Origin of the sequence: Dickeya zeae NCPPB 2538, assembly GCF_000406165.1 — a bacterium.
Classification (GTDB): domain Bacteria; phylum Pseudomonadota; class Gammaproteobacteria; order Enterobacterales; family Enterobacteriaceae; genus Dickeya; species Dickeya zeae.
The window spans coordinates 954789-973996 of the sequence record NZ_CM001977.1 but is presented as its reverse complement, the minus strand read 5'-3'; the positions used below and the strand labels follow the sequence as shown (position 1 = coordinate 973996).

The 19208-nt window shown below is 53.9% G+C and carries 20 protein-coding genes and 1 tRNA gene; 11 read left to right on the top strand and 10 right to left on the bottom strand.

The window, feature by feature from the left end; all coding sequences use genetic code 11:
- Positions 1 to 28: 28 nt before the first annotated feature.
- The 3 genes from glnD to DZE2538_RS04385 all read left to right on the top strand — a co-directional run bounded on the left by glnD (position 29) and on the right by DZE2538_RS04385 (position 4124).
- Positions 29 to 2713: a bifunctional uridylyltransferase/uridylyl-removing protein GlnD gene (glnD, locus tag DZE2538_RS04395; protein ID WP_023639091.1), complete on the top strand. Its 2685-nt coding sequence runs from the start codon at positions 29 to 31 to the stop codon at positions 2711 to 2713.
- A 74-nt stretch (positions 2714 to 2787) separates the two neighbouring features.
- Entirely contained in the window at positions 2788 to 3612 is an 825-nt protein-coding gene (gene dapD, locus DZE2538_RS04390) for a 2,3,4,5-tetrahydropyridine-2,6-dicarboxylate N-succinyltransferase (RefSeq protein ID WP_012883657.1), read from the top strand.
- Positions 3613 to 3737: 125 nt separating this feature from the next.
- Entirely contained in the window at positions 3738 to 4124 is a 387-nt protein-coding gene (locus DZE2538_RS04385) for a DUF3461 family protein (RefSeq protein ID WP_012883656.1), read from the top strand.
- Between the two features lie 135 nt (positions 4125 to 4259).
- On the opposite strand, the gene DZE2538_RS04380 is transcribed toward DZE2538_RS04385, so the two are convergent.
- The 4 genes from DZE2538_RS04380 to syd form a co-directional block, all read right to left on the bottom strand.
- On the bottom strand, positions 4260 to 4712 hold the full coding sequence (locus tag DZE2538_RS04380; protein ID WP_019844319.1) for a flavodoxin: 453 nt from the start codon (positions 4710 to 4712) through the stop codon (positions 4260 to 4262).
- An 18-nt stretch (positions 4713 to 4730) separates the two neighbouring features.
- Positions 4731 to 5516 (bottom strand): tRNA pseudouridine(65) synthase TruC, encoded by a 786-nt coding sequence (truC, locus tag DZE2538_RS04375; RefSeq protein ID WP_038915692.1) that lies wholly within the window; start codon positions 5514 to 5516, stop codon positions 4731 to 4733.
- A 2-nt stretch (positions 5517 to 5518) separates the two neighbouring features.
- Entirely contained in the window at positions 5519 to 5839 is a 321-nt protein-coding gene (locus DZE2538_RS04370; protein WP_038915691.1) for a YqcC family protein, read from the bottom strand.
- A gap of 689 nt (positions 5840 to 6528) precedes the next feature.
- Positions 6529 to 7077: a SecY-interacting protein gene (gene syd / locus DZE2538_RS04365; RefSeq protein ID WP_038915689.1), complete on the bottom strand. Its 549-nt coding sequence runs from the start codon at positions 7075 to 7077 to the stop codon at positions 6529 to 6531.
- A gap of 386 nt (positions 7078 to 7463) precedes the next feature.
- On the opposite strand from syd, the gene ppnN reads away from it, so the two are divergent.
- Both ppnN and xni read left to right on the top strand, forming a co-directional pair.
- The gene (gene ppnN, locus DZE2538_RS04360) at positions 7464 to 8828 is read left to right on the top strand and encodes a nucleotide 5'-monophosphate nucleosidase PpnN (protein WP_016942128.1); all 1365 of its coding nucleotides are present in this window, start codon (positions 7464 to 7466) and stop codon (positions 8826 to 8828) included.
- Positions 8829 to 8883: 55 nt separating this feature from the next.
- A complete protein-coding gene (xni, locus tag DZE2538_RS04355) occupies positions 8884 to 9645 on the top strand; it encodes a flap endonuclease Xni (protein WP_038915688.1) in 762 nt (253 codons plus the stop codon).
- An 85-nt stretch (positions 9646 to 9730) separates the two neighbouring features.
- On the opposite strand, the gene rlmM is transcribed toward xni, so the two are convergent.
- The 4 genes from rlmM to DZE2538_RS04335 form a co-directional block, all read right to left on the bottom strand.
- Positions 9731 to 10831 carry a 23S rRNA (cytidine(2498)-2'-O)-methyltransferase RlmM gene (gene rlmM, locus DZE2538_RS04350; RefSeq protein ID WP_038915687.1) on the bottom strand — a complete coding sequence of 367 codons (1101 nt, stop codon included), beginning with the start codon at positions 10829 to 10831 and terminating at the stop codon, positions 9731 to 9733.
- Position 10832: 1 nt separating this feature from the next.
- On the bottom strand, positions 10833 to 11219 hold the full coding sequence (locus DZE2538_RS04345; protein ID WP_016942131.1) for a DUF423 domain-containing protein: 387 nt from the start codon (positions 11217 to 11219) through the stop codon (positions 10833 to 10835).
- Between the two features lie 83 nt (positions 11220 to 11302).
- Positions 11303 to 12229 (bottom strand): transcriptional regulator GcvA, encoded by a 927-nt coding sequence (locus DZE2538_RS04340; protein ID WP_012883647.1) that lies wholly within the window; start codon positions 12227 to 12229, stop codon positions 11303 to 11305.
- A gap of 351 nt (positions 12230 to 12580) precedes the next feature.
- The gene (locus DZE2538_RS04335; RefSeq protein ID WP_012883646.1) at positions 12581 to 12802 is read right to left on the bottom strand and encodes a YgdI/YgdR family lipoprotein; all 222 of its coding nucleotides are present in this window, start codon (positions 12800 to 12802) and stop codon (positions 12581 to 12583) included.
- Positions 12803 to 12973: 171 nt separating this feature from the next.
- On the opposite strand from DZE2538_RS04335, the gene csdA reads away from it, so the two are divergent.
- Entirely contained in the window at positions 12974 to 14179 is a 1206-nt protein-coding gene (gene csdA, locus DZE2538_RS04330) for a cysteine desulfurase CsdA (RefSeq protein ID WP_038915685.1), read from the top strand.
- A gap of 3 nt (positions 14180 to 14182) precedes the next feature.
- Positions 14183 to 14626, top strand: a complete 444-nt coding sequence (gene csdE / locus DZE2538_RS04325) for a cysteine desulfurase sulfur acceptor subunit CsdE (RefSeq protein WP_038915684.1) — start codon at positions 14183 to 14185, stop codon at positions 14624 to 14626.
- Here csdE and tcdA read toward each other — a convergent pair.
- A complete protein-coding gene (gene tcdA / locus DZE2538_RS04320) occupies positions 14614 to 15441 on the bottom strand; it encodes a tRNA cyclic N6-threonylcarbamoyladenosine(37) synthase TcdA (protein WP_038915683.1) in 828 nt (275 codons plus the stop codon). The genes csdE and tcdA overlap by 13 nt on opposite strands.
- A gap of 263 nt (positions 15442 to 15704) precedes the next feature.
- On the opposite strand from tcdA, the gene DZE2538_RS04315 reads away from it, so the two are divergent.
- Genes DZE2538_RS04315 through DZE2538_RS04305 form a run of 3 tightly spaced genes read left to right on the top strand, consistent with a single transcriptional unit; the run spans position 15705 to position 17663 of the window.
- Positions 15705 to 16151, top strand: a complete 447-nt coding sequence (locus DZE2538_RS04315; RefSeq protein ID WP_038915682.1) for a GNAT family N-acetyltransferase — start codon at positions 15705 to 15707, stop codon at positions 16149 to 16151.
- 19 nt (positions 16152 to 16170) lie between these two features.
- A complete protein-coding gene (locus DZE2538_RS04310) occupies positions 16171 to 17184 on the top strand; it encodes a D-2-hydroxyacid dehydrogenase family protein (protein ID WP_038915681.1) in 1014 nt (337 codons plus the stop codon).
- Positions 17184 to 17663 carry a GNAT family N-acetyltransferase gene (locus DZE2538_RS04305; RefSeq protein WP_023639078.1) on the top strand — a complete coding sequence of 160 codons (480 nt, stop codon included), beginning with the start codon at positions 17184 to 17186 and terminating at the stop codon, positions 17661 to 17663. Before DZE2538_RS04310 ends, DZE2538_RS04305 begins: the two co-directional genes overlap by 1 nt.
- 56 nt (positions 17664 to 17719) lie before the next feature.
- On the opposite strand, the gene mltA is transcribed toward DZE2538_RS04305, so the two are convergent.
- Positions 17720 to 18880 carry a murein transglycosylase A gene (mltA, locus tag DZE2538_RS04300; protein WP_038915680.1) on the bottom strand — a complete coding sequence of 387 codons (1161 nt, stop codon included), beginning with the start codon at positions 18878 to 18880 and terminating at the stop codon, positions 17720 to 17722.
- Positions 18881 to 19092: 212 nt separating this feature from the next.
- Between mltA and DZE2538_RS04295 the strand changes: the two genes are divergently transcribed.
- Positions 19093 to 19169 (top strand) — tRNA-Met (locus DZE2538_RS04295).
- The last annotated feature ends 39 nt before the right edge of the window (positions 19170 to 19208 follow it).

Below are 19208 nucleotides of genomic sequence, written 5' to 3'. Positions count from 1 at the left end.
GGCTTTTTTTTGTTTATGGTGGCGCAACATGATCGATAACAACTCCCCGCATGATATCACCGGCTCTCCGCCCTCCACGGCTCACCCTATCCCCGCTTCACCGCTGACTTTCACGGATGACATGCTGAAATGCCAGACGCTGAAAACCCATATGGAACAGTTCCAAAACTGGCTGTCGGAGGAGTTCAAAGCGGGCGTGAGTGCAGAAGCCCTGATTGATGCCCGCACGCTATTTATCGACCACCTGATGCAACGGCTGTGGCGGTTCTATGGGTTTGAATGTACGCCGCAAACTGCACTGGTCGCGGTAGGTGGCTACGGGCGAGGAGAATTGCACCCCCTGTCGGATATTGACCTGCTGGTGCTAAGCCAGCACAAACTCACCGATGTGCAATCCCAGGCGATCGGAACGTTTATCACTCTGCTGTGGGACTTGCGGCTGGAGGTCGGCCACAGTGTGCGTACGCTGGATGAATGTCTGGAAGAAGGACGGGCGGATATTTCCGTCGCCACCAACCTGATTGAATCCCGTATGATTTGCGGCGATGTGGCTCTGTTCCTCATGCTGCAAAAGCACATTTTCAGCGATGCGTTCTGGCCATCAGAAACCTTCTTTCCCGCCAAAATAGCAGAACAACGCGAACGCCATCAGCGCTACCACAGCACCAGCTACAACCTTGAACCGGATATCAAAAGTAGCCCGGGCGGATTGCGAGACATTCACACCCTGCTCTGGGTCGCTCGTCGCCACTTTGGTGCGACATCGCTTAACGAAATGGTGGGATTCGGGTTCCTGACGGAAGCTGAGCGTAACGAGCTCAACGAGTGCCAGAGTTTTCTCTGGCGTATTCGCTTTGCTTTGCATCTGATCCTGCCGCGTTACGATAACCGCTTGTTGTTCGACAGACAGCTCAATGTGGCACAGCTGCTGCAATATCAGGGCGAAGGCAACGCGCCAGTTGAGCGCATGATGAAGGATTTCTACCGGATGACACGCCGGGTCGGTGAACTCAATCAGATGCTGCTGCAACTGTTTGATGAAGCGATACTGGCGCTGGATACCAGCGAGAAACCCCGCCAGTTGGATGAAGATTTTCAGTTACGTGGCCAGCTTATCGACCTGTGTGACGAAACCCTGTTTGAGCGCAAACCTGAAGCCATTATCCGCATGTTCCACCTGATGGTGCGCAATCAGGAAATCACCGGAATTTACTCAACCACGCTACGGCATTTACGCCACGCGCGCCGTCACCTGAGTCAGCCGCTGTGTACCATACCGGAAGCTCGTAGCCTGTTCATGAACATTCTGCGCCACCCGCGCGCCGTCAGCCGGGCGCTGTTGCCGATGCATACCCACAGCGTCTTGTGGGCCTACATGCCATTGTGGGGCAACATTGTCGGGCAGATGCAATTTGACCTGTTCCACGCCTACACCGTGGATGAACATACCATCCGGGTACTGCTGAAACTGGAAAGCTTTACCGAAGAAGCGACCCGCGCGTCCCACCCACTGTGCGTAGAGCTGTATCCACGTCTGCCGCAGCCGGAATTATTGCTGCTGGCAGCACTATTCCATGATATTGCCAAAGGACGTGGTGGCGACCACTCGGAACTGGGAGCCAAAGACGCGCTGGAGTTCGCCGCACATCATGGGCTGAACTCACGAGAAGCGCAATTGGTGGCCTGGCTGGTGCGCTGCCACCTGTTGATGTCAGTCACCGCTCAGCGACGCGATATTCAGGACCCTGCGGTCATTCAACAGTTTGCCGAACAGGTTCAAAGTGAAACCCGGTTGCGTTACCTGCTGAACCTGACCGTAGCCGACATCTGTGCCACCAACGAAACGCTGTGGAACAGTTGGAAACAAAGCCTGTTGCGTGAACTGTATTTCGCTACCGAAAAGCAGCTACGCCGCGGCATGCAGAACTCGCCAGACTTGCGCGAACGGGTGCGTCACCATCGTTTGCAGGCGCTGGCGTTACTGCGTATGGACAATATCGACGAAGAAGCGCTCTACCACATCTGGAGTCGCTGCCGTGCAGACTATTTCCTGCGTCACTCGCCCAATCAACTGGCCTGGCATGCCCGCCATTTACTGGAGCATGATACCAGCAAGCCGATGGTCTTAATTAGCCATCAGGCCAGCCGCGGCGGTACCGAAATTTTCATCTGGAGCCCGGATCGCCCTTATCTGTTTGCAGCGGTTGCAGGCGAGCTGGATCGCCGGAATCTCAGCGTACACGACGCCCAGATCTTCACCAGCCGCGACGGGATGGCGATGGACACATTTATCGTGCTGGAGCCGGACGGCAGCCCGCTGGCACCGGACAGGCATGATATGATTCGCCATGCCATCGAGCAGGCATTGACCCAGCGGGATTACCAACATCCCAGGGTGCGACGCCCCTCTTCCCGCTTGCGCCACTTCAGCGTACCAACGGAAGTCAGTTTTCTGCCAACTCATACCGACAGACGCAGCTATATGGAGCTGATTGCCCTCGACCAGCCCGGTTTGTTGGCTCGGGTGGGCGAAGTGTTTGCCGACCTCAACTTGTCGTTGCACGGCGCGCGCATTTCCACCATCGGCGAACGGGTCGAAGACCTGTTTATTTTGGCTGATAGCGAAAGGCGGGCATTAAGCCCCGAATTGCGGCTTAAATTGCAACAACGGTTGACAGAAGCCCTCGACCCAAACGATAAAGTAGCTTCTTAACTATTAAGCTGTGTCCCGCCGTCTGGTATTGGCGGCACGCGGCCTGGTTTGATTAATCACGAAAGAGAAACAGGATGCAGCAATTACAGAACATCATCGAGACCGCATTTGAGCGTCGCGCAGAAATCACCCCGGCCAGTGTGGACGCGGTAACGCGCGAAGCGGTGAATCAGGTTATCAGCCAGTTGGACAGCGGTGCGCTGCGCGTGGCTGAGAAAATCAACGGTCAGTGGGTGACGCACCAGTGGCTGAAGAAAGCGGTGCTGCTCTCTTTTCGCATCAACGACAACCACCTGATGGAAGGTGCGGAAACCCGCTACTACGACAAGGTACCGATGAAATTCGCCGGTTACGACGAAGCGCGCTTCCAGCGTGAAGGGTTCCGCGTCGTCCCGCCAGCCAGCGTACGTCAGGGCGCGTTTATCGCCCGCAATACCGTGCTGATGCCTTCTTACGTCAATATCGGTGCCTACGTTGACGAAGGCACCATGGTGGACACCTGGGCAACCGTTGGTTCCTGCGCTCAGATTGGTAAAAACGTACACCTGTCCGGTGGTGTGGGTATCGGTGGCGTGCTCGAACCGTTACAGGCCAACCCGACCATCATTGAAGACAACTGCTTTATCGGTGCGCGCTCTGAAGTCGTAGAAGGTGTGATCGTCGAAGAGGGTTCAGTGATTTCGATGGGTGTCTTCATCGGCCAGAGCACCAAGATTTACGATCGTGAAACCGGCGAAGTACATTACGGCCGTGTACCGGCTGGCTCTGTGGTCGTTTCCGGCAACCTGCCATCCAAAGACGGCAGCTATAGCCTGTATTGCGCCGTGATAGTGAAAAAAGTAGACGCGAAAACCCGCGGAAAAGTGGGCATTAATGAGTTATTGCGCACTATCGACTAATACCACTATCGACTAAACTGAATGGCGGGTAAGCAACCCGCCATTTTTTTTACGGCATCCCGCCGTCACGACCAACAGTACTGGCCCAGTTTTTCAGGCCGACGTAAAACAAGAAAGGTGGTGTTATGTACGACAATCTGAAAAGTCTTGGGATTTCCAACCCGGAAGATATCGACAGGTACAGTCTTCGTCAGGAGGCCAACAACGATATTCTGAAAATTTACTTTCGCAAGGATAAAGGGGAATTCTTCGCTAAAAGCGTCAAATTCAAGTATCCGCGTCAGCGTAAAACCATCGTGGCAGACAATGCCGGGCAGGGTTACAAAGAAATCAACGAGATCAGCCCCAATCTGCGTTATGTCGTGGATGAGCTCGATCAGATTTGCCAGCGAGATCAGGTTGAAGTGGATTTGAAACGCAAGATTCTGTCCGACCTGCGCCATCTGGAAAGCGTAGTCACTAATAAGATCAGCGAAATCGAAGCCGATCTTGAAAAACTGACCCAACGCTAAGCAATCAGGCATCCCGATGGCTATTGAGGCTGATGCCGTATCACAAACGCGGTTTGTGATACCACAACCACATGCCAGCCAGACAAGAAACGGGGCCATCAGGCCCCGTTTTCACAACCTGAAGACAGACAATCATTACGCCGTCAACATCGCCGCCCAGGACTCTACCCATGGGCAGGACACCACTTCCGGCTCCGGATGCTCAGCCGCGTCGATCTCCAACAACTCGCCGACACGTTTTGCACCCATCTCCTGTAACAGTGCATCAAACTGATGCCCACCGCCACAGAAGGTATCGTAGCTGCTATCGCCCAACGCAATCAGCCCATAATGCAGGTCTGGCTGATAACCGACTTTTTCGCGCAACCCCTCATACAACGGCAGGATAGACTCAGGCAAGTCCCCTTGTCCGGTGGTAGAGGTCACAACCAGTACCGTTTGCTGACTGTAAGCCAGCCAGTCATCCACTGAAGCATCCTCAAAAATTTTCACCTCGTGTCCATGAGCCTTGAGAATGCCTTCCGCTTCTTCCGCAACCAGCAACGCGTTACCGTATACGGTGCCAACAAAAATACCTACTTGCGCCATGACGCTGACTCTCCTTTTTTACGCTGACGTCAGGTTGCTATCCTGACCCGACGCCAATGGAAACTCAACCCTTTCAACATCAGGGAGATGGCCTTGCCAGCCAAACTGGGTCATGACACCTTGCCATGCCTCATCCCAGCGCGCGGTGATAACCAGTGGCTCGTTGGTCACCGGATGGATGAGCGATAACTGGCTGGCATGCAGCATCAAGCGAGCACAGCCAAAATGCGACGCCATACCACGATTCTGACGCAGGTCACCGTGGGTCGTATCCCCAATGATGGGATGACGCAAATGCGCCATGTGTCGCCTCAGTTGATGCTTGCGGCCGGTTTTAGGGGTTAACTCCAGCAGGCTGTAACGGGCGGTGTCATAACGCCCGATAGCTACAGGCAGTTCGGCATGGGCCAGCACCCGATAATGGCTGACGGCAGGCTGTGGCGCTTTATCCGGGTCGGCGAATTTATCAGCGATGCGGTCCAGCTCCTCCGTCAAGGCATAATCAATGACGCCATCTTCCATCACGTAGCCACGTACCACAGCGTGATACATTTTCTCCATATGATGCTGCTCAAACTGCTGCGCCAGCAGGCGCGCCACATCAGACGATAACGCCATTAACAACACGCCGGAGGTTGGCCGATCGAGGCGGTGTACGGTAAACACATGCTGACCAATCTGGTCGCGCACCGTTTGCATCACCACCACTTTTTCTTTGCGATCCAACCAGCTGCGATGCACCAGCCAACCTGATGGTTTATTTACCGCTATTAGATGCTCATCCTGATAAACAATCTCCAGCATCCTTATTCCTCAAACAATGCGTCAAGCACACGCAGTTGCGTCAGCAACTCACCCACTTCCGCCGAGCGGCCATCGAACGCCACCTCGAAATAAGGCAGAATCGCGAGCCGGGTCGGCAACGGCGCGTTACCATCCAGTAATGCATGCATACGCGGTAAAAAAACCCACTGCAGCCACTGTTCCGCCGCCATCGTATCGATACAGAACGGCTCCTGGCTGGCAAATGCGGTCTCGTCAGGCGCAGAAGGCTGCCATAGCGGGCTCGCTTTCAGCGCACGCTCAATAGCAAACAGCGATTGTCGAATCTGAATCTCTACACTCATGGGCCGGGTTCTCATCAGGCACAATAACAGGGCGGCAAAGCATAGCATCGTTACCGTATTCTGGCACTCCGATCCCCGATATCGGCGCAACCACGGCAAGCGAGATAATAAAAAAGGGATAAATCCCACAACGAAAAGAGGGAACCGATTTCTCGGTTCCCTCTGGTTCGTTTGCAGCAATCCCGCTACCTTGTTGCTTCCCTGCTCGTCCTTGAAAACTTGTCCTTTATGGTCGTCCTAACCCACAATCCTTGCTGGCGATCCCTCTTTCATCCGTGACGTTCGCTCCTTCACAATCATCCGTGATCCCATTCCTTTAGGCTCCTGCCCCACCGGCATTCCCAGGCCGGCTCTCATTCTCCTTCCTGGAGGTGTCCCTTATTTCATCCTGAAAAAAGAGTCTGGCTGTAACAACGTTTACGCGTCCTGCCATCCTGGCATGGTCGACATAACCTGTTACCGTGTTACGAAACTGAATAATAAGATGTATTAATTAAAGCGAATCAGCAAGCCACCCAAATGCCACAATAGCCATACAAAAAGTGCGCCTTGATGGCGATTGCCATTAATTCATTAATTAATAATACAAAAATCGAATGGAAATCTTAGTTTAATATTAAAGATAAGAGATCGCTTACACACAATGTAAGAGATCTCTCACACGCCGAAAAGCGAAACGCGATTCAGCATTATGGAATCAATGGCAACAGCTTATACAGAAAATCAGTTAGATTGGGTGACAACACCCGACGCTGACGTGTACCAAATTCTTCCAACATCACTTCACCGCTCAGGTTACATAAAGAGATTAGCGACATTTCAGCATCCGTTGTCCCCAAAAATAATGTAGGTGACAATTTTAGTCGTTTTTGTGTCAAAAGGTGACCAATCAGATTCTCCTGCAGACGAATGACATCATCCTCGCTCCAGGCCTGAAGCAGCGTGAAATCCAGCGTCTCAAAACGAGCCGTCATATCACCGGCAAATTGGCTGGTGTAAAAAGCATGAATATCCGGGTGTAACTGAATCTCCAGTGCCTTCTCAACGCCATCCAGTTGCACAGATGTGGCTGGCATCTGTGGCAACCAGTGCACCTGGTTTTCCAATGTTGCGACAATACAGGGTGAAGCCACGCCGTACAGCTCATCGCTCGCCGGTGGGTGCCCGGTTTCTCGTTGCCATAACTCGACATAATGCCGGGTGAACATGCTCAGCGCCTGTGATACCTGCTGCTCCATCTTGCCTCTCACTCTGTACCGGTTAACTGCTACTGACACGCATTTTATCCTGATTATGGTGCCCGTCGTCGACAGAATACGCATCAAAGTGCGTAACGCCGCGCAACTTTAACCGTTGGAGCATTCGCATACCTTGGCAAAAGACTACGCGACACGTTAAGGTGAGGTATCAGAGAAACATACCACACAAGCGCATTGAACCTGTGTTGGTATCCCGGTTATCTCGTATCGGCATCGTGTTGTATCTGCACGATATTGCATCAACCCGGTATTGTCTCAATACATAAGTCTGATAACTGTATGGTTTTATGAGTGTATGGATTTATCAATGAACTACACAAAAGTCTTGAACAACTGTAGCCGCACACTGCGTTTCAGGGAGTAGTATGATCACACATATCAGCCCATTAGGGTCCATGGATTTACTGTCGCAGTTGGAAGTCGATATGCTGAAAAGCACCGCCAGCAGCGATCTTTACCGGTTATTCCGCAACTGTTCCCTCGCCGTACTGAATTCCGGTAGTCAGACGGACAACAGCAAGGAGTTGCTCTCCCGCTACGAGGATTTCGACATCAACGTGCTGCGCCGTGAGCGTGGCGTCAAACTGGAACTCGTCAACCCTCCCGAAGAGGCGTTTGTTGATGGGCAAATTATCCGCTCGCTGCAAGCCAACCTGTTTGCCGTGTTGCGCGACATCCTGTTTGTGAATGGTCAAATAGCAAACGCCGGTCGTTATCAGAATCTGGATCTTGAAGATTCCACCCACATCACCAATCTGGTGTTTTCCATTCTGCGTAACGCCCGCGCCCTGCACGTCGGTGAAGAGCCGAACCTGGTTGTATGCTGGGGCGGTCATTCCATCAATGAAAACGAATACCTGTATGCCCGCAAAGTCGGCAGCCAGCTGGGTTTACGCGAACTGAACATTTGTACCGGCTGCGGTCCGGGCGCGATGGAAGCGCCAATGAAAGGCGCCGCCGTTGGCCATGCCCAGCAGCGCTACCGTGATGGGCGTTTTATCGGGATGACCGAGCCGTCCATCATCGCAGCTGAGCCCCCTAACCCGCTGGTGAACGAACTGATTATCATGCCGGATATTGAAAAGCGCCTGGAAGCCTTTGTGCGCATCGGTCATGGCATCGTGATTTTCCCCGGCGGGGTGGGTACAGCGGAAGAGTTCTTGTATTTGTTGGGCATCATGATGGACCCGTGCAATAGCGAACAGGTGCTGCCGATTATTCTTACTGGTCCACGGGAAAGCGCCGACTACTTCCGGGTGCTTGATGAATTCATTGTCAGTACCTTGGGGCGTCAGGCTCGCCGCTATTACTCCATCATCATTAACGATGCGGCCGAAGTCGCCCGGCAAATGAAGAAAACCATGCCGCAGGTGAAAGAGCACCGTCGCCACACCGGCGATGCTTACAGCTTCAACTGGTCGTTGCGTATCGCGCCAGACCTGCAGCTGCCGTTTGAGCCGACGCATGAGAACATGGCGAACCTCAACCTGCATCCCGACCAGCCCGCCGAACAGCTGGCTGCGACGTTGCGCCGTGCCTTTTCCGGTATCGTGGCCGGTAACGTCAAAGACGCAGGTATCCGCCTGATTGAAGAATTCGGCCCTTACAAGCTACACGGTAATGCCGACATCATGAAAAACATGGACCGCCTGTTGCAGGACTTTGTCTCTCAGCAACGCATGAAGCTGCCCGGCAGCGCCTATGTGCCATGCTATGAAATCTGTTCCTGACCATCACTCAGCCACCGGCATTAGCCGGTGGCGACCACTCACATGATCACCACTTATGGCCGTACACCTATTAATTGTCGACGCGCTCAACCTGATAAGACGCATTCATGCGGTACAGGGCTCGCCTTGTCTGACCGCTTGTCAGCATGCGTTGAATCAGTTGCTCCAGCACAGTCGACCCACCCACGCCGTTGCCGTTTTTGACGACGAACATCGCGACCAGAGCTGGCGCCACCAGTTGCTACCGGAGTACAAGGCCGGGCGCGCACCTATGCCGGAAGATTTGTCGCGCGAGTTGCCACAGATAAGAGAGGCCTTTCTGGCACTCGGGGTCGCGAGCTGGCACTCGCCAGGCAATGAAGCGGACGATCTGGCCGCTACGCTTGCCTGCAAAGTCACTGCCCAAGGGCACCAGGCCACCATCGTGTCGACCGACAAAGGCTACTGCCAGTTACTGGCCCCTACGCTGCGCATTCGAGATTACTTTCAAAAGCGCTGGCTGGATGTCCCGTTCATCCAACAGGAGTTTGGCGTGCAACCAGAGCAGCTACCAGATTACTGGGGACTGGCGGGTATCAGCAGCAGCAAAATACCCGGCGTCAGTGGTATTGGACCAAAAACAGCCGCACAGTTGCTACAACAGGCAGGCTCGCTGGAAGCGTTGTACCAGCAGTTGGAACAGATACCGGAGAAATGGCGTCGCAAGCTCGAATCACAACAAGAGATGGCTTACTGTTGCCGTCAGGTCTCCACACTCAGAACCGATTTGGTGCTGAATGGCAACCTGCAGCAATTGCGCCTGCCTGCGTCGGGTTAGACGCAGGTTAGGAAGCGTAAGTCAGGATGTCGTCGGGCCGTTGGCGCAATGGCGTCTTGCGGCCAACGGCAATCCTGTCACACACTTAGCGCTCGTCGCGACGACCGGGGGTCGCACCCCAAATACGCCGGGCGTGGACAGTAACCTCTTCACGGTCGTGATAGAGATGCTTGGCGTGAATCTCGAAGTTAATCCCGTTCTCTTCCAGCCGCTGCGCCAGCAGGGCCAGATTCTGGGTCACTTCCTCATAACGCTTTTTCATCGGCAGCTTGAGGTTGAAGATCACTTCACGACACCAGCCATTAACCAGCCAGTCCGCCATGCGGCTGGTGACTTTGGCCGGTTTCTCCACCATATCGCACACCAGCCAGTAGATATTGTTGCGCGGCGGTTCAAAACGAAAACCGTCTGCCTGATGGTGGATCACCTGTCCGGTATCCATCAGGCTCGGCGCCATCATACCGTTATCGACGGCATGCACCATCATACTGCGTTTGACCAGTTGGTAGGTCCAGCCCCCAGGGCAGGCCCCCAAATCCACCGCGAACATACCACTGCCGAGGCGCTCATCCCATTCGTCGGCTGGTACGAAAACATGAAATGCCTCTTCCAGCTTCAGCGTCGAACGACTGGGGGCATCCGCAGGGAATTTCAGCCGGGGGATCCCCATATAGAACGGCGAATTGTTATTGCTGTAGGAATAGCCGACATAGCAGCAACCGGGGGCAATGAACAACACATGAATCACCGGGCGGTTGGCTTTCTCCTGCGCCAGCAGGATACGGTTTTCCCGTAGTGCGGCGCGCAGCGGCACCGTGAACTTGCGGCAGAACTTCATCAGTTCCTTGCTTTCGTTCGTATCCGGTACTTCAACCCGCAACTCACCGGCGCGTTCCAGCGCCCCGGTCAGCATGCCCACTATCGGCGTGATGCGATCTTCCGGCGGCAAGTCACGCAATAACTCGCCACAGACCATCATCTGGCGTGCAAACACCAATTCCTGGAACGGTAACTCTTTAATCAGTCGATCGGCATCTTCATGCTGGTAGCACTCAAACACCACATAACCGCTGTTGTCTTTTACCCGTACAAAGCCATAAACATTATGACGCGCTGCTTTGTCGGTAATTTCCGCCGCGCACTCTTTCTCAAACCCAGGGCGGCAATACAAAATCACTTTATTCATGCTACTCAGCCTTTTTCTTTAAGCGTAAGGCTCCAATTAACAGTAACAGCCAGCCCGTCAGGAAGCAGAAGCCCCCTACCGGGGTGACAAATACCCATAGTTTGAGCTGCGACAAGGCCAGGCAATACAGACTGCCGCTAAACAGCAGCGTACCTAACGCCAGAAACGCCGCACTCCAGTAAAACCAGACATTCGCCCGTTGGTGCATCATCACCGACAACACCAAAATCGCCAGCGTATGAAACGCCTGATACTGGAGCCCGGTATGCAACCAGGACATTTCAGCTTCGCCCAGCGACTTGCTCAGTACATGTGCGCCAAATGCGCCCAATGCCACGTAGACAAACCCACTGACGGCAGCGAATATCAGCATAAAACGGCTGTTCATCGTTCGAGTGTATCCATCATCAAGAAAAAGAGACTGAACCCGGTGGGTTCAGCGTAAACGGAATGTGCAACGAAAACGGTCGATCAACGCGCCGTGTTATCGTAGCGGAAACGGAATTTTTCCTGTTCGCTGGCCGCCCGCGCCAGGATCCACTGACGAAAGGCGGCTATTTTACCCAGTTCCGCCTGACTGTCATGACAAACCAGATAAAACGCATTTTTACTGACCAACACGTCATTAAACGGGCACACCAATCTGCCAGCCTCAATTTCCGTCTGTGCCATCACATTGTTAGCCAGCGCCACCCCCTGCCCGTGGATCGCTGCCTGCAACACCATCGCACTATGACTAAAAATCGGCCCTTGCTGCACATTAATTTGTGCGATACCTAGCTGGCGGGTGTAAGCCAGCCAGTCGCGCCGAGAAGCATCATGCAACAGCGTATGCCATGCCAAATCCGCCGGCGTTTTCAGCGGATGCTCTCCTGCCAGTAACTGCGGCGCACAAACCGGTAGCAGATACTCAGCGTACAGCTTTTCCACTCGCAGCCCCGGCCAGTTACCCCGACCGTAAAAAATCGCCACATCCACATCGTCAGACAACCGCTCTTCTTCACGGTCAACAGCCTGAATTCGCACATCAATACCGGGGTATTCGGTATTAAAACTCGACAGACGGGGGACCAGCCAGTGGATGGCAAAGCTGGGCAGCAGGCTGACGGTTAGCGCACCTTTAGCACTGCGTGCCTGCAACTTGCGGGTTGCCTCATTGAGCGCGGAAAAAATTTCCTTGATATCCAGAAAATAGCTCTGCCCTTCCTCCGTCAGCAACAAAGAACGGTTACGACGGCGAAACAATTTCAGGCCGAGAAAATCCTCCAGCGATTTGATCTGATGGCTGACGGCAGCCTGGGTAACAAATAACTCTTCGGCCGCACGGGTAAAGCTCAGGTGGCGGGCAGCAGCATCAAAGACACGTAGGGCATTGAGAGGCGGCAATCGTTTCGACATAAACCGGATTCTTCATAAGCGGCTTATCCCGGTAGCAGTACCGCGATTTGCCATTAGTTTTTGTAATCCGATGCATTATAAATTGTCCGTTGAGGATGTACCAGCAAATACCTATAGTAGCGCCACTTCCCTGAGCCGGAACGAAAAGCGCACCAGCTAGCTGATGTGTTTTTGGCTTGTGGTTGTGATGTTGTGTTTGCTATTTATTTACTGTCTGCATTTCAGACGTGGTAGCGATGCTACCTTATCATTTCCTGTACATTTACCCTGTCTGTCTAAGTGATTTTTGCATAGCACCGCATTTTTGCGGTGCTTTTTTTTCGTCTGTATTGTCTACGCTGACGCTATCCGTCACTTCGCTTCCGTCATTGATTTCAGATCATTACGGTTAATTTGTTGATGATGACCGTAGGCGTCGGTGTAACTAATCAGGCCCGTTTCCTCATCCACTTTGGGTTTACCATTAGCAACGATAGTCCGCCCATCAGAGGTTTCTAACACATAGTTGCTGGAACAGGCTGACAACGACAACACCATACCCAGCGCGATAAGAGTGATAATCTTATTCTTCATAATTAACTCCCAGTGATTTTTAATGCCTGAATCACGGCACTTTTCGTTATTAAACGCTAAAACCAGCAAAGTTAAGGGTAGCAAGGTGTGCACAGTTTTCGTTCAGGATCGTCCTAAACTTGTTTCAGCCACAAAAATGGGACAGGATCTGTCGTTCAACAGAGGATCGACATGAAACCGTTCAATGCCCCATATTTTCGCCAGCACTTTCCTGCACTTCGTCAGCCAGGCGTCTATCTCGATAGCGCCGCCACTGCGCTGAAACCTGACGTCGTCATCACCGCAATTGAGCAGTGTTACGCCAGTGAAACAGGTAATGTGCACCGCAGCCAGCACCGTGCTGCCCGCCAGTTATCGGCATCGTTTGAACTGGCGCGCGAAAAAGTCGCCAGCTTCATTGGCGCGCAGCAGGCGCGCAGCATTGTCTGGACGAAAGGGACAACGGAAGCCATCAACCTGGTGGCGCAATGTTATGCCCGCCCCCGGTTGCAGCCCGGTGATGAAATTCTGGTCTGTGAATCCGAGCACCATGCGAACCTGATCCCGTGGCTGATGGTGGCGCAGCAAACAGGGGCGCGAGTGGTAAAACTGCCGATTGGGGCAGACCATCAACCACACCTCCATCTGCTACCCTCGTTGCTCACTACCAGAACCCGCCTGCTGGCAATTGGCCAGATGTCGAATGTGACCGGCGGAATGCCGGACCTGCGACTCGCGATTACACTGGCACATCAGGCTGGTGCTGTAGTGATGGTCGATGGCGCGCAAGGTATTGCGCATGGGCAAACGGATATCTCGGCGTTAGATGCCGACTTTTATGCCTTCTCTGGTCATAAACTGTATGGCCCGACCGGTATCGGCGTGCTGTACGGCAAACCTGACCTGTTGGAAAGCATGCCGCCCTGGCAAGGTGGCGGAAAAATGATGACGACGGTATCGTTTGACGGTTTTACGCCTCAATCGATCCCGCAACGGTTTGAAGCGGGTACGCCACATATTGCCGGGGTTATCGGTCTGGCGGCAGCGATTGACTGGTGGCAGCAACAGGATCGTATCGCCGCAGACAAGCACAGCATCACGTTAGCGAGCGACGCGGAGCGGCAACTGAGCGTATTGCCCGGCTTTCGCAGCTTCCGGGCTCCCAATTCCAGCCTGCTGTCCTTCACTATAGAAGGTGTACATCACCATGATCTGGTGACATTGCTGGCAGAAGACGGCATCGCGCTGCGGGCAGGCCACCACTGTGCCCAACCGCTGATGGCGGCGCTGGGGGTCGCGGGTACGTTACGTGCTTCATTTGCACCCTACAACCAGCAGCAGGATGTAGACCAGCTGGTCCATTCCACCCACAAAGCACTCGAATTATTGATGGATTAATTAATGACTACCGACTCCACACATCACCCGTTTGGTACCGATATCGATGAAGCGGCATTGATAGCACGGTTTAGCGCCTGTCGCTCCTGGGAAGAGCGGTATCGCCAGTTGATTCTGCTCAGTAAAACCTTGCCGTCCCTACCGGAAGCCTATCGTCAGGAGCAGATTGAACTGTCTGGCTGTGAAAACCGCGTTTGGCTGGGATATCAACGCCAGACGGACGGTACACTGCATTTCTATGGCGATAGCGATGGCCGCATTGTGCGCGGACTGCTGGCGATTATATTGACGGCTGTAGAGGGTAAACAGGCACAGACGCTACGACAGAGCGACCCGCTGGCGCTGTTCGATACGCTGGGTCTGCGCACCGAACTGAGCGCCTCGCGTGCAGGCGGGCTGGCCGCGCTGGCCAACCGCATCCAGGAGATCGCCAGTCACGAATCCTGATTGGATGCCGTAGCCTGACGGGCATCACGCGCCACCATTTTTTTCAACGCATGGGATACAGCCACAAAGCCAAACGTGGCAGTCACCATCGTCGCGGCACCAAAACCGGATGCACAATCCATGCGTTTTACACCATCAGCAGTGCTGCGTGAGGCGCAAACCGAGCCATCCGGCTGCGGATAGACCAGAGGCTCACTGGAAAACACACAGTCGATCCCTAGCTTACCTTTGCTGTTCTTAACGATATTGAAATCGTGCTTTAACCGCTCGCGCAGCTTGGCCGCCAGCGGATCCTGAATGGTTTTCGCTAGATCGACGACTTCAATACGAGTAGGATCAATCTGCCCTCCCGCTCCGCCGGTCGTCACCACCGGAATCTTGTTACGGCGGCACCAGGCCAGCAGTGCGGCTTTAGGGCGCACGCTATCAATCGCGTCAATCACATAGCTAAAACGCTTATCCAGCAGTTCCGCCATGTTATCCGCGCTGATGAAATCATCAACGCAAGTCACCTTGCATTCCGGGTTGATCGCCAGAATACGCTGTGCCATCACCTCGGTTTTCAACTGCCCGGTGTGCTGGCGCAAGGCGTGAATCTGCCGGTTGGTGTTGCTGACGCACACATCATCCATGTCGATCAAGGTTATTGCGCCGATACCGGTGCGAGCCAACGCCTCAGCAGCCCACGAACCAACCCCGCCGATACCGATGACACAGACATGTGCCTCGGCAAACAGCGACAACGCCCGCTGGCCGTACAATCGCGCCGTACCGCCAAAACGCTGCAAATAACTTTCGGATAACTGCGTACTCATCGCCCACCTTCTTTCAATCACAAACGGCAGCGATGATACCCCAGTCAAACGGTTTACGCAGCGTATACCTATCCAGAAGCGTTACCTGTGGGCCATCCTGTTGTCCAACCGCTCTCCCCGCTCCGTCATGGTCCCTATTTATCGCGCTGGCAGGTGACGAACTCCGGCGAGCTGTGGCACTTTAACGTTAGCTACTGAAACGTTAGTTACTGAAACGTTACTTACTGATGCATCATGAAACCCAGCGCTGCCGGAGAAAAACCATGCATGTTGACCTGATCCCCGCCACCGAATCCGATATCGACTTTTTGCTACAACTACGCTGGCTCACCATGGGGAAATACCTGACGGATATTGGTGCCGCGACAGACGCCGAGAGCCTGATGCGCCGTGTGCGTTATGGGTTCGAACACGCACATATCGTAGAGGTCGACGGACAACCTGCCGGGCTGTTCAAGTATTGTTTCATGCCGCAAGAGCAACATTGGTATCTGATGCAGATTCAAATCCACCCGGATTTTCAAAACCGTGGGCTTGGCAAACAACTGATTGAAAAGCTGCTCGCTCAGGCATCCACGCAACACCAGTCGGTGGTGCTGAGTGTGCTGAAAAATAACCCGGCCCGCCATCTGTATCACCGGCTGGGGTTTCGGGTCACCGACCAAAACGAGCGTGAGTTCATCATGACTTGCCTCCCCAACACACCATAAAACGCGGTTAAGGATTAGCATGAACATTGCCATTCTGGATGACTATCAGGACGTCGTCAGACAACTGGATTGCTTTTCGCTGTTGCAAGGCCATCAGGTCCGGATTCTGAATAAAACCTATACCGATACCGCCCAACTGGCGGCCCAACTGCAGGACGTTGACGCGCTGGTGCTAATTCGCGAACGCACGCGTATCACCGACGCGCTGTTGAGCCTGCTCCCTTCGCTAAAACTGGTCAGCCAGACCGGTAAAGTAAGCCAGCACCTTGATGTAGGCGCTTGCACCCGGCATGGTGTTGCGGTGGCTGAAGGAACCGGCTCACCGATTGCGCCCGCGGAATTATGCTGGAGCCTTATTATGGCGGCGTCACGCCATCTGCCTGGTTATCATGCGCAGTTGACTCAGGGTAATTGGCAGCAAAACGGCCCACTGGGGCTTGGTAGAACCTTACACGGTCTGACGCTCGGTATCTGGGGATACGGTAAAATCGGGCAGCGTATCGCCCGCTACGCTGCCGCCTTTGGAATGACGGTGTTAGTGTGGGGCAGTGATACATCGCGTGAACTGGCGCGCCAACACGGTTTTACCGCTACCGACAGCAAGGACTCTTTTTTCGCCAGCGCGGATATTCTGTCGTTACATCTGCGTTTGAACACCGCCACACGCCACTGCGTCACTCAGGAAGACCTCGCACTGATGAAACCGGACTCGCTGTTCGTCAACATCAGCCGTGCCGAACTGGTGGAGCCGGGCGCGCTCTGGCATGAACTCCGAGCTCATCCAGGCAAACAGGCAGCCCTGGACGTATTCGACAATGAACCAGCCACGTCAGAAAACGAGCCGCTACTAACGCTGCCGAATGTTCTGGCTACACCGCATATCGGTTATGTCGAACGAGGTAGCTACGAGCTGTACTTTAAAACCGCCTTCGAAAATGTGGTGGCGTTTGCTGCCGGTCACCCAACCAATCTGGTGAACCACGCCGCACTTGCCGACACACATTCTCATGATACCGCTGCAGGAACCGAGTAATGCACACGCCCACCATCACGCTGCGTAAGGCTCGCCGGGCCGATGCACCGGCCGCATTTGAACTGCGCAATCGCGCCATCTTGCACGGTTGCCGACACGATTACACGGCAGAACAGCTACAACTGTGGACCAGCGGTGAACTCAGCGAGAAATTTGAGAACACTGTCACCCACCATTTTCATCTGGCAGAGATAGCCGCCCGGGTTGTCGGGACCGGGATGATCAATCTTCATACCGGAATGATAGACGCGGTGTTCGTTGAACCGGATGTGATGGGGCAAGGCGTCGGTAAACGGATGATGCTGCATCTGGAAACACTGGCGCGCGCGGCGGGTCTGGCGGAAATCAGGCTCGATGCCAGCCTTAACGCCGCGCCGTTTTACCGCGCTCAGGGGTTCGAAGGCGATGAGGTCAGTCTTTATCAGTCACCACGCGGCTTTTCACTGCCGTGCATCCCGATGGTCAAAACCATTGATTAATAAAAGCTATCGGTTGATATATTCCCGCCAGCGTACAACGCTGGCGGGGTCACACATTAATTTTGATTGCTGCCCATCAGCCCACCGGGGCTTGCAGCTGCGCCATTGCTTGCACTGAGCAACGGCATGGCAGAGGAAGATTGCTCGTTTTTCAGCACCCATACCCGGCCATAATGGTTGTAAAACCCGGCGGCATGGCCCGCTTCCGGGCCGATCCCCTGATAAATGTCGAAGTGCTGTCCTTTAATCGCGCCTCCCACATCCAGCGCTACCATCAGGCGCATCTCATACTTACCGGTAAACTTACCTTGTGCGTCCAGCAGCGGGACTTCCGCCAGCAACGTGGTACCCGCCGGTATTAATGAACGGTCAGACGCGACCGACGCTCGCGCTACCAGTGGTACCGCGCTCGCCCCTTTCACGGGCATTGATGCCATAGACTTAAAGAACACAAAAGAAGGATTCTGCACCAGCAGGTCTCGCACTTCCGCCTCGGAGTGCCGATCGGCCCACTGCCGAATGGCCTGCATCGACATCTCTTCTCGGGGAACTTCGCCTCGGTCAATCAATATTTTGCCGATACTGCGGTAAGCATGGCCGTTTTTGCCGGCATAACCAAAAAAGGTCAAAGGACCACCATCACCAAAATCAACATAGCCGCTGCCCTGCACTTCCATCATGAAGTTGTCCATCAGCGAATTGGTCCAGGCGATAGCCAGTTCGTTGCTCAATGCGCCGGAATAAATGGCGGCACGGTCCGGTAAACGGCCGTTTTTACGCACACGCGGCATGGCATACAACGGGAAACGGAATTCCCCCTGACGGTAGCGACGCGCCTGCACCACCGGGGTGTAATAACCGGTAAATTGCACGTTGCCGAAACTGTCGACACCTTCCATCTGCCAGGCATTGAGACCGAATTGCGTCAGTTGGCGCGTGTCACCACCAGACTGGAGCCAGTTTTGGACAGCCTGAAAAATATCACTGTTACGGGAATAGAGGCCGGGAGAGGAGGCCTGGATCTGGCTAATCTGCTGAGAAAAATCGCCTGCATTCACCGGCTTGCCATTGGCATTCGGCGTATTTACCCACTCCAGCGGTTGATCAAGACGCCCATCTTTATACTGTTGACCGCGATCGCTGGGCCGGGTCTGGCAGCCTGCCAGAATCGCGATGACCACACCGGTCAACACGTATTTCCCCCACCATCCTTTCATTTTCCGTGCTCTCTTGTTTTCTTGAGTGTGAAACCACGCAAAACGATAGCAAACAGACGGAGGTAATAAAACGCATCATGACAAAACAGGCCTCAGCAGTCTAAAAAAGAAACACCATGATGAGATTTTCACCATCTATCTGTAAAAACGTAAACTATTTGAAAAAAGAGGTTGCATCGAATCGAACGCGGAGTATAGTGCGCATCCACGGACGCGGGGTGGAGCAGCCTGGTAGCTCGTCGGGCTCATAACCCGAAGGTCGTCGGTTCAAATCCGGCCCCCGCAACCAATTGATGTACCAGCATCATACTAAAAGTAAGAAGACGGA

What these genes read in the sequence shown, in the direction of transcription:
- glnD (WP_023639091.1), top strand. Translation starts at nt 29, where the DNA reads ATGATCGATAACAACTCCCCGCATGATATCACCGGCTCTCCGCCCTCC.
- dapD (WP_012883657.1), top strand. Translation starts at nt 2,788, where the DNA reads ATGCAGCAATTACAGAACATCATCGAGACCGCATTTGAGCGTCGCGCA.
- DZE2538_RS04385 (WP_012883656.1), top strand. Translation starts at nt 3,738, where the DNA reads ATGTACGACAATCTGAAAAGTCTTGGGATTTCCAACCCGGAAGATATC.
- DZE2538_RS04380 (WP_019844319.1), bottom strand. Translation starts at nt 4,712, where the DNA reads ATGGCGCAAGTAGGTATTTTTGTTGGCACCGTATACGGTAACGCGTTG.
- truC (WP_038915692.1), bottom strand. Translation starts at nt 5,516, where the DNA reads ATGCTGGAGATTGTTTATCAGGATGAGCATCTAATAGCGGTAAATAAA.
- DZE2538_RS04370 (WP_038915691.1), bottom strand. Translation starts at nt 5,839, where the DNA reads ATGAGTGTAGAGATTCAGATTCGACAATCGCTGTTTGCTATTGAGCGT.
- syd (WP_038915689.1), bottom strand. Translation starts at nt 7,077, where the DNA reads ATGGAGCAGCAGGTATCACAGGCGCTGAGCATGTTCACCCGGCATTAT.
- ppnN (WP_016942128.1), top strand. Translation starts at nt 7,464, where the DNA reads ATGATCACACATATCAGCCCATTAGGGTCCATGGATTTACTGTCGCAG.
- xni (WP_038915688.1), top strand. Translation starts at nt 8,884, where the DNA reads ATGGCCGTACACCTATTAATTGTCGACGCGCTCAACCTGATAAGACGC.
- rlmM (WP_038915687.1), bottom strand. Translation starts at nt 10,831, where the DNA reads ATGAATAAAGTGATTTTGTATTGCCGCCCTGGGTTTGAGAAAGAGTGC.
- DZE2538_RS04345 (WP_016942131.1), bottom strand. Translation starts at nt 11,219, where the DNA reads ATGAACAGCCGTTTTATGCTGATATTCGCTGCCGTCAGTGGGTTTGTC.
- DZE2538_RS04340 (WP_012883647.1), bottom strand. Translation starts at nt 12,229, where the DNA reads ATGTCGAAACGATTGCCGCCTCTCAATGCCCTACGTGTCTTTGATGCT.
- DZE2538_RS04335 (WP_012883646.1), bottom strand. Translation starts at nt 12,802, where the DNA reads ATGAAGAATAAGATTATCACTCTTATCGCGCTGGGTATGGTGTTGTCG.
- csdA (WP_038915685.1), top strand. Translation starts at nt 12,974, where the DNA reads ATGAAACCGTTCAATGCCCCATATTTTCGCCAGCACTTTCCTGCACTT.
- csdE (WP_038915684.1), top strand. Translation starts at nt 14,183, where the DNA reads ATGACTACCGACTCCACACATCACCCGTTTGGTACCGATATCGATGAA.
- tcdA (WP_038915683.1), bottom strand. Translation starts at nt 15,441, where the DNA reads ATGAGTACGCAGTTATCCGAAAGTTATTTGCAGCGTTTTGGCGGTACG.
- DZE2538_RS04315 (WP_038915682.1), top strand. Translation starts at nt 15,705, where the DNA reads ATGCATGTTGACCTGATCCCCGCCACCGAATCCGATATCGACTTTTTG.
- DZE2538_RS04310 (WP_038915681.1), top strand. Translation starts at nt 16,171, where the DNA reads ATGAACATTGCCATTCTGGATGACTATCAGGACGTCGTCAGACAACTG.
- DZE2538_RS04305 (WP_023639078.1), top strand. Translation starts at nt 17,184, where the DNA reads ATGCACACGCCCACCATCACGCTGCGTAAGGCTCGCCGGGCCGATGCA.
- mltA (WP_038915680.1), bottom strand. Translation starts at nt 18,880, where the DNA reads ATGAAAGGATGGTGGGGGAAATACGTGTTGACCGGTGTGGTCATCGCG.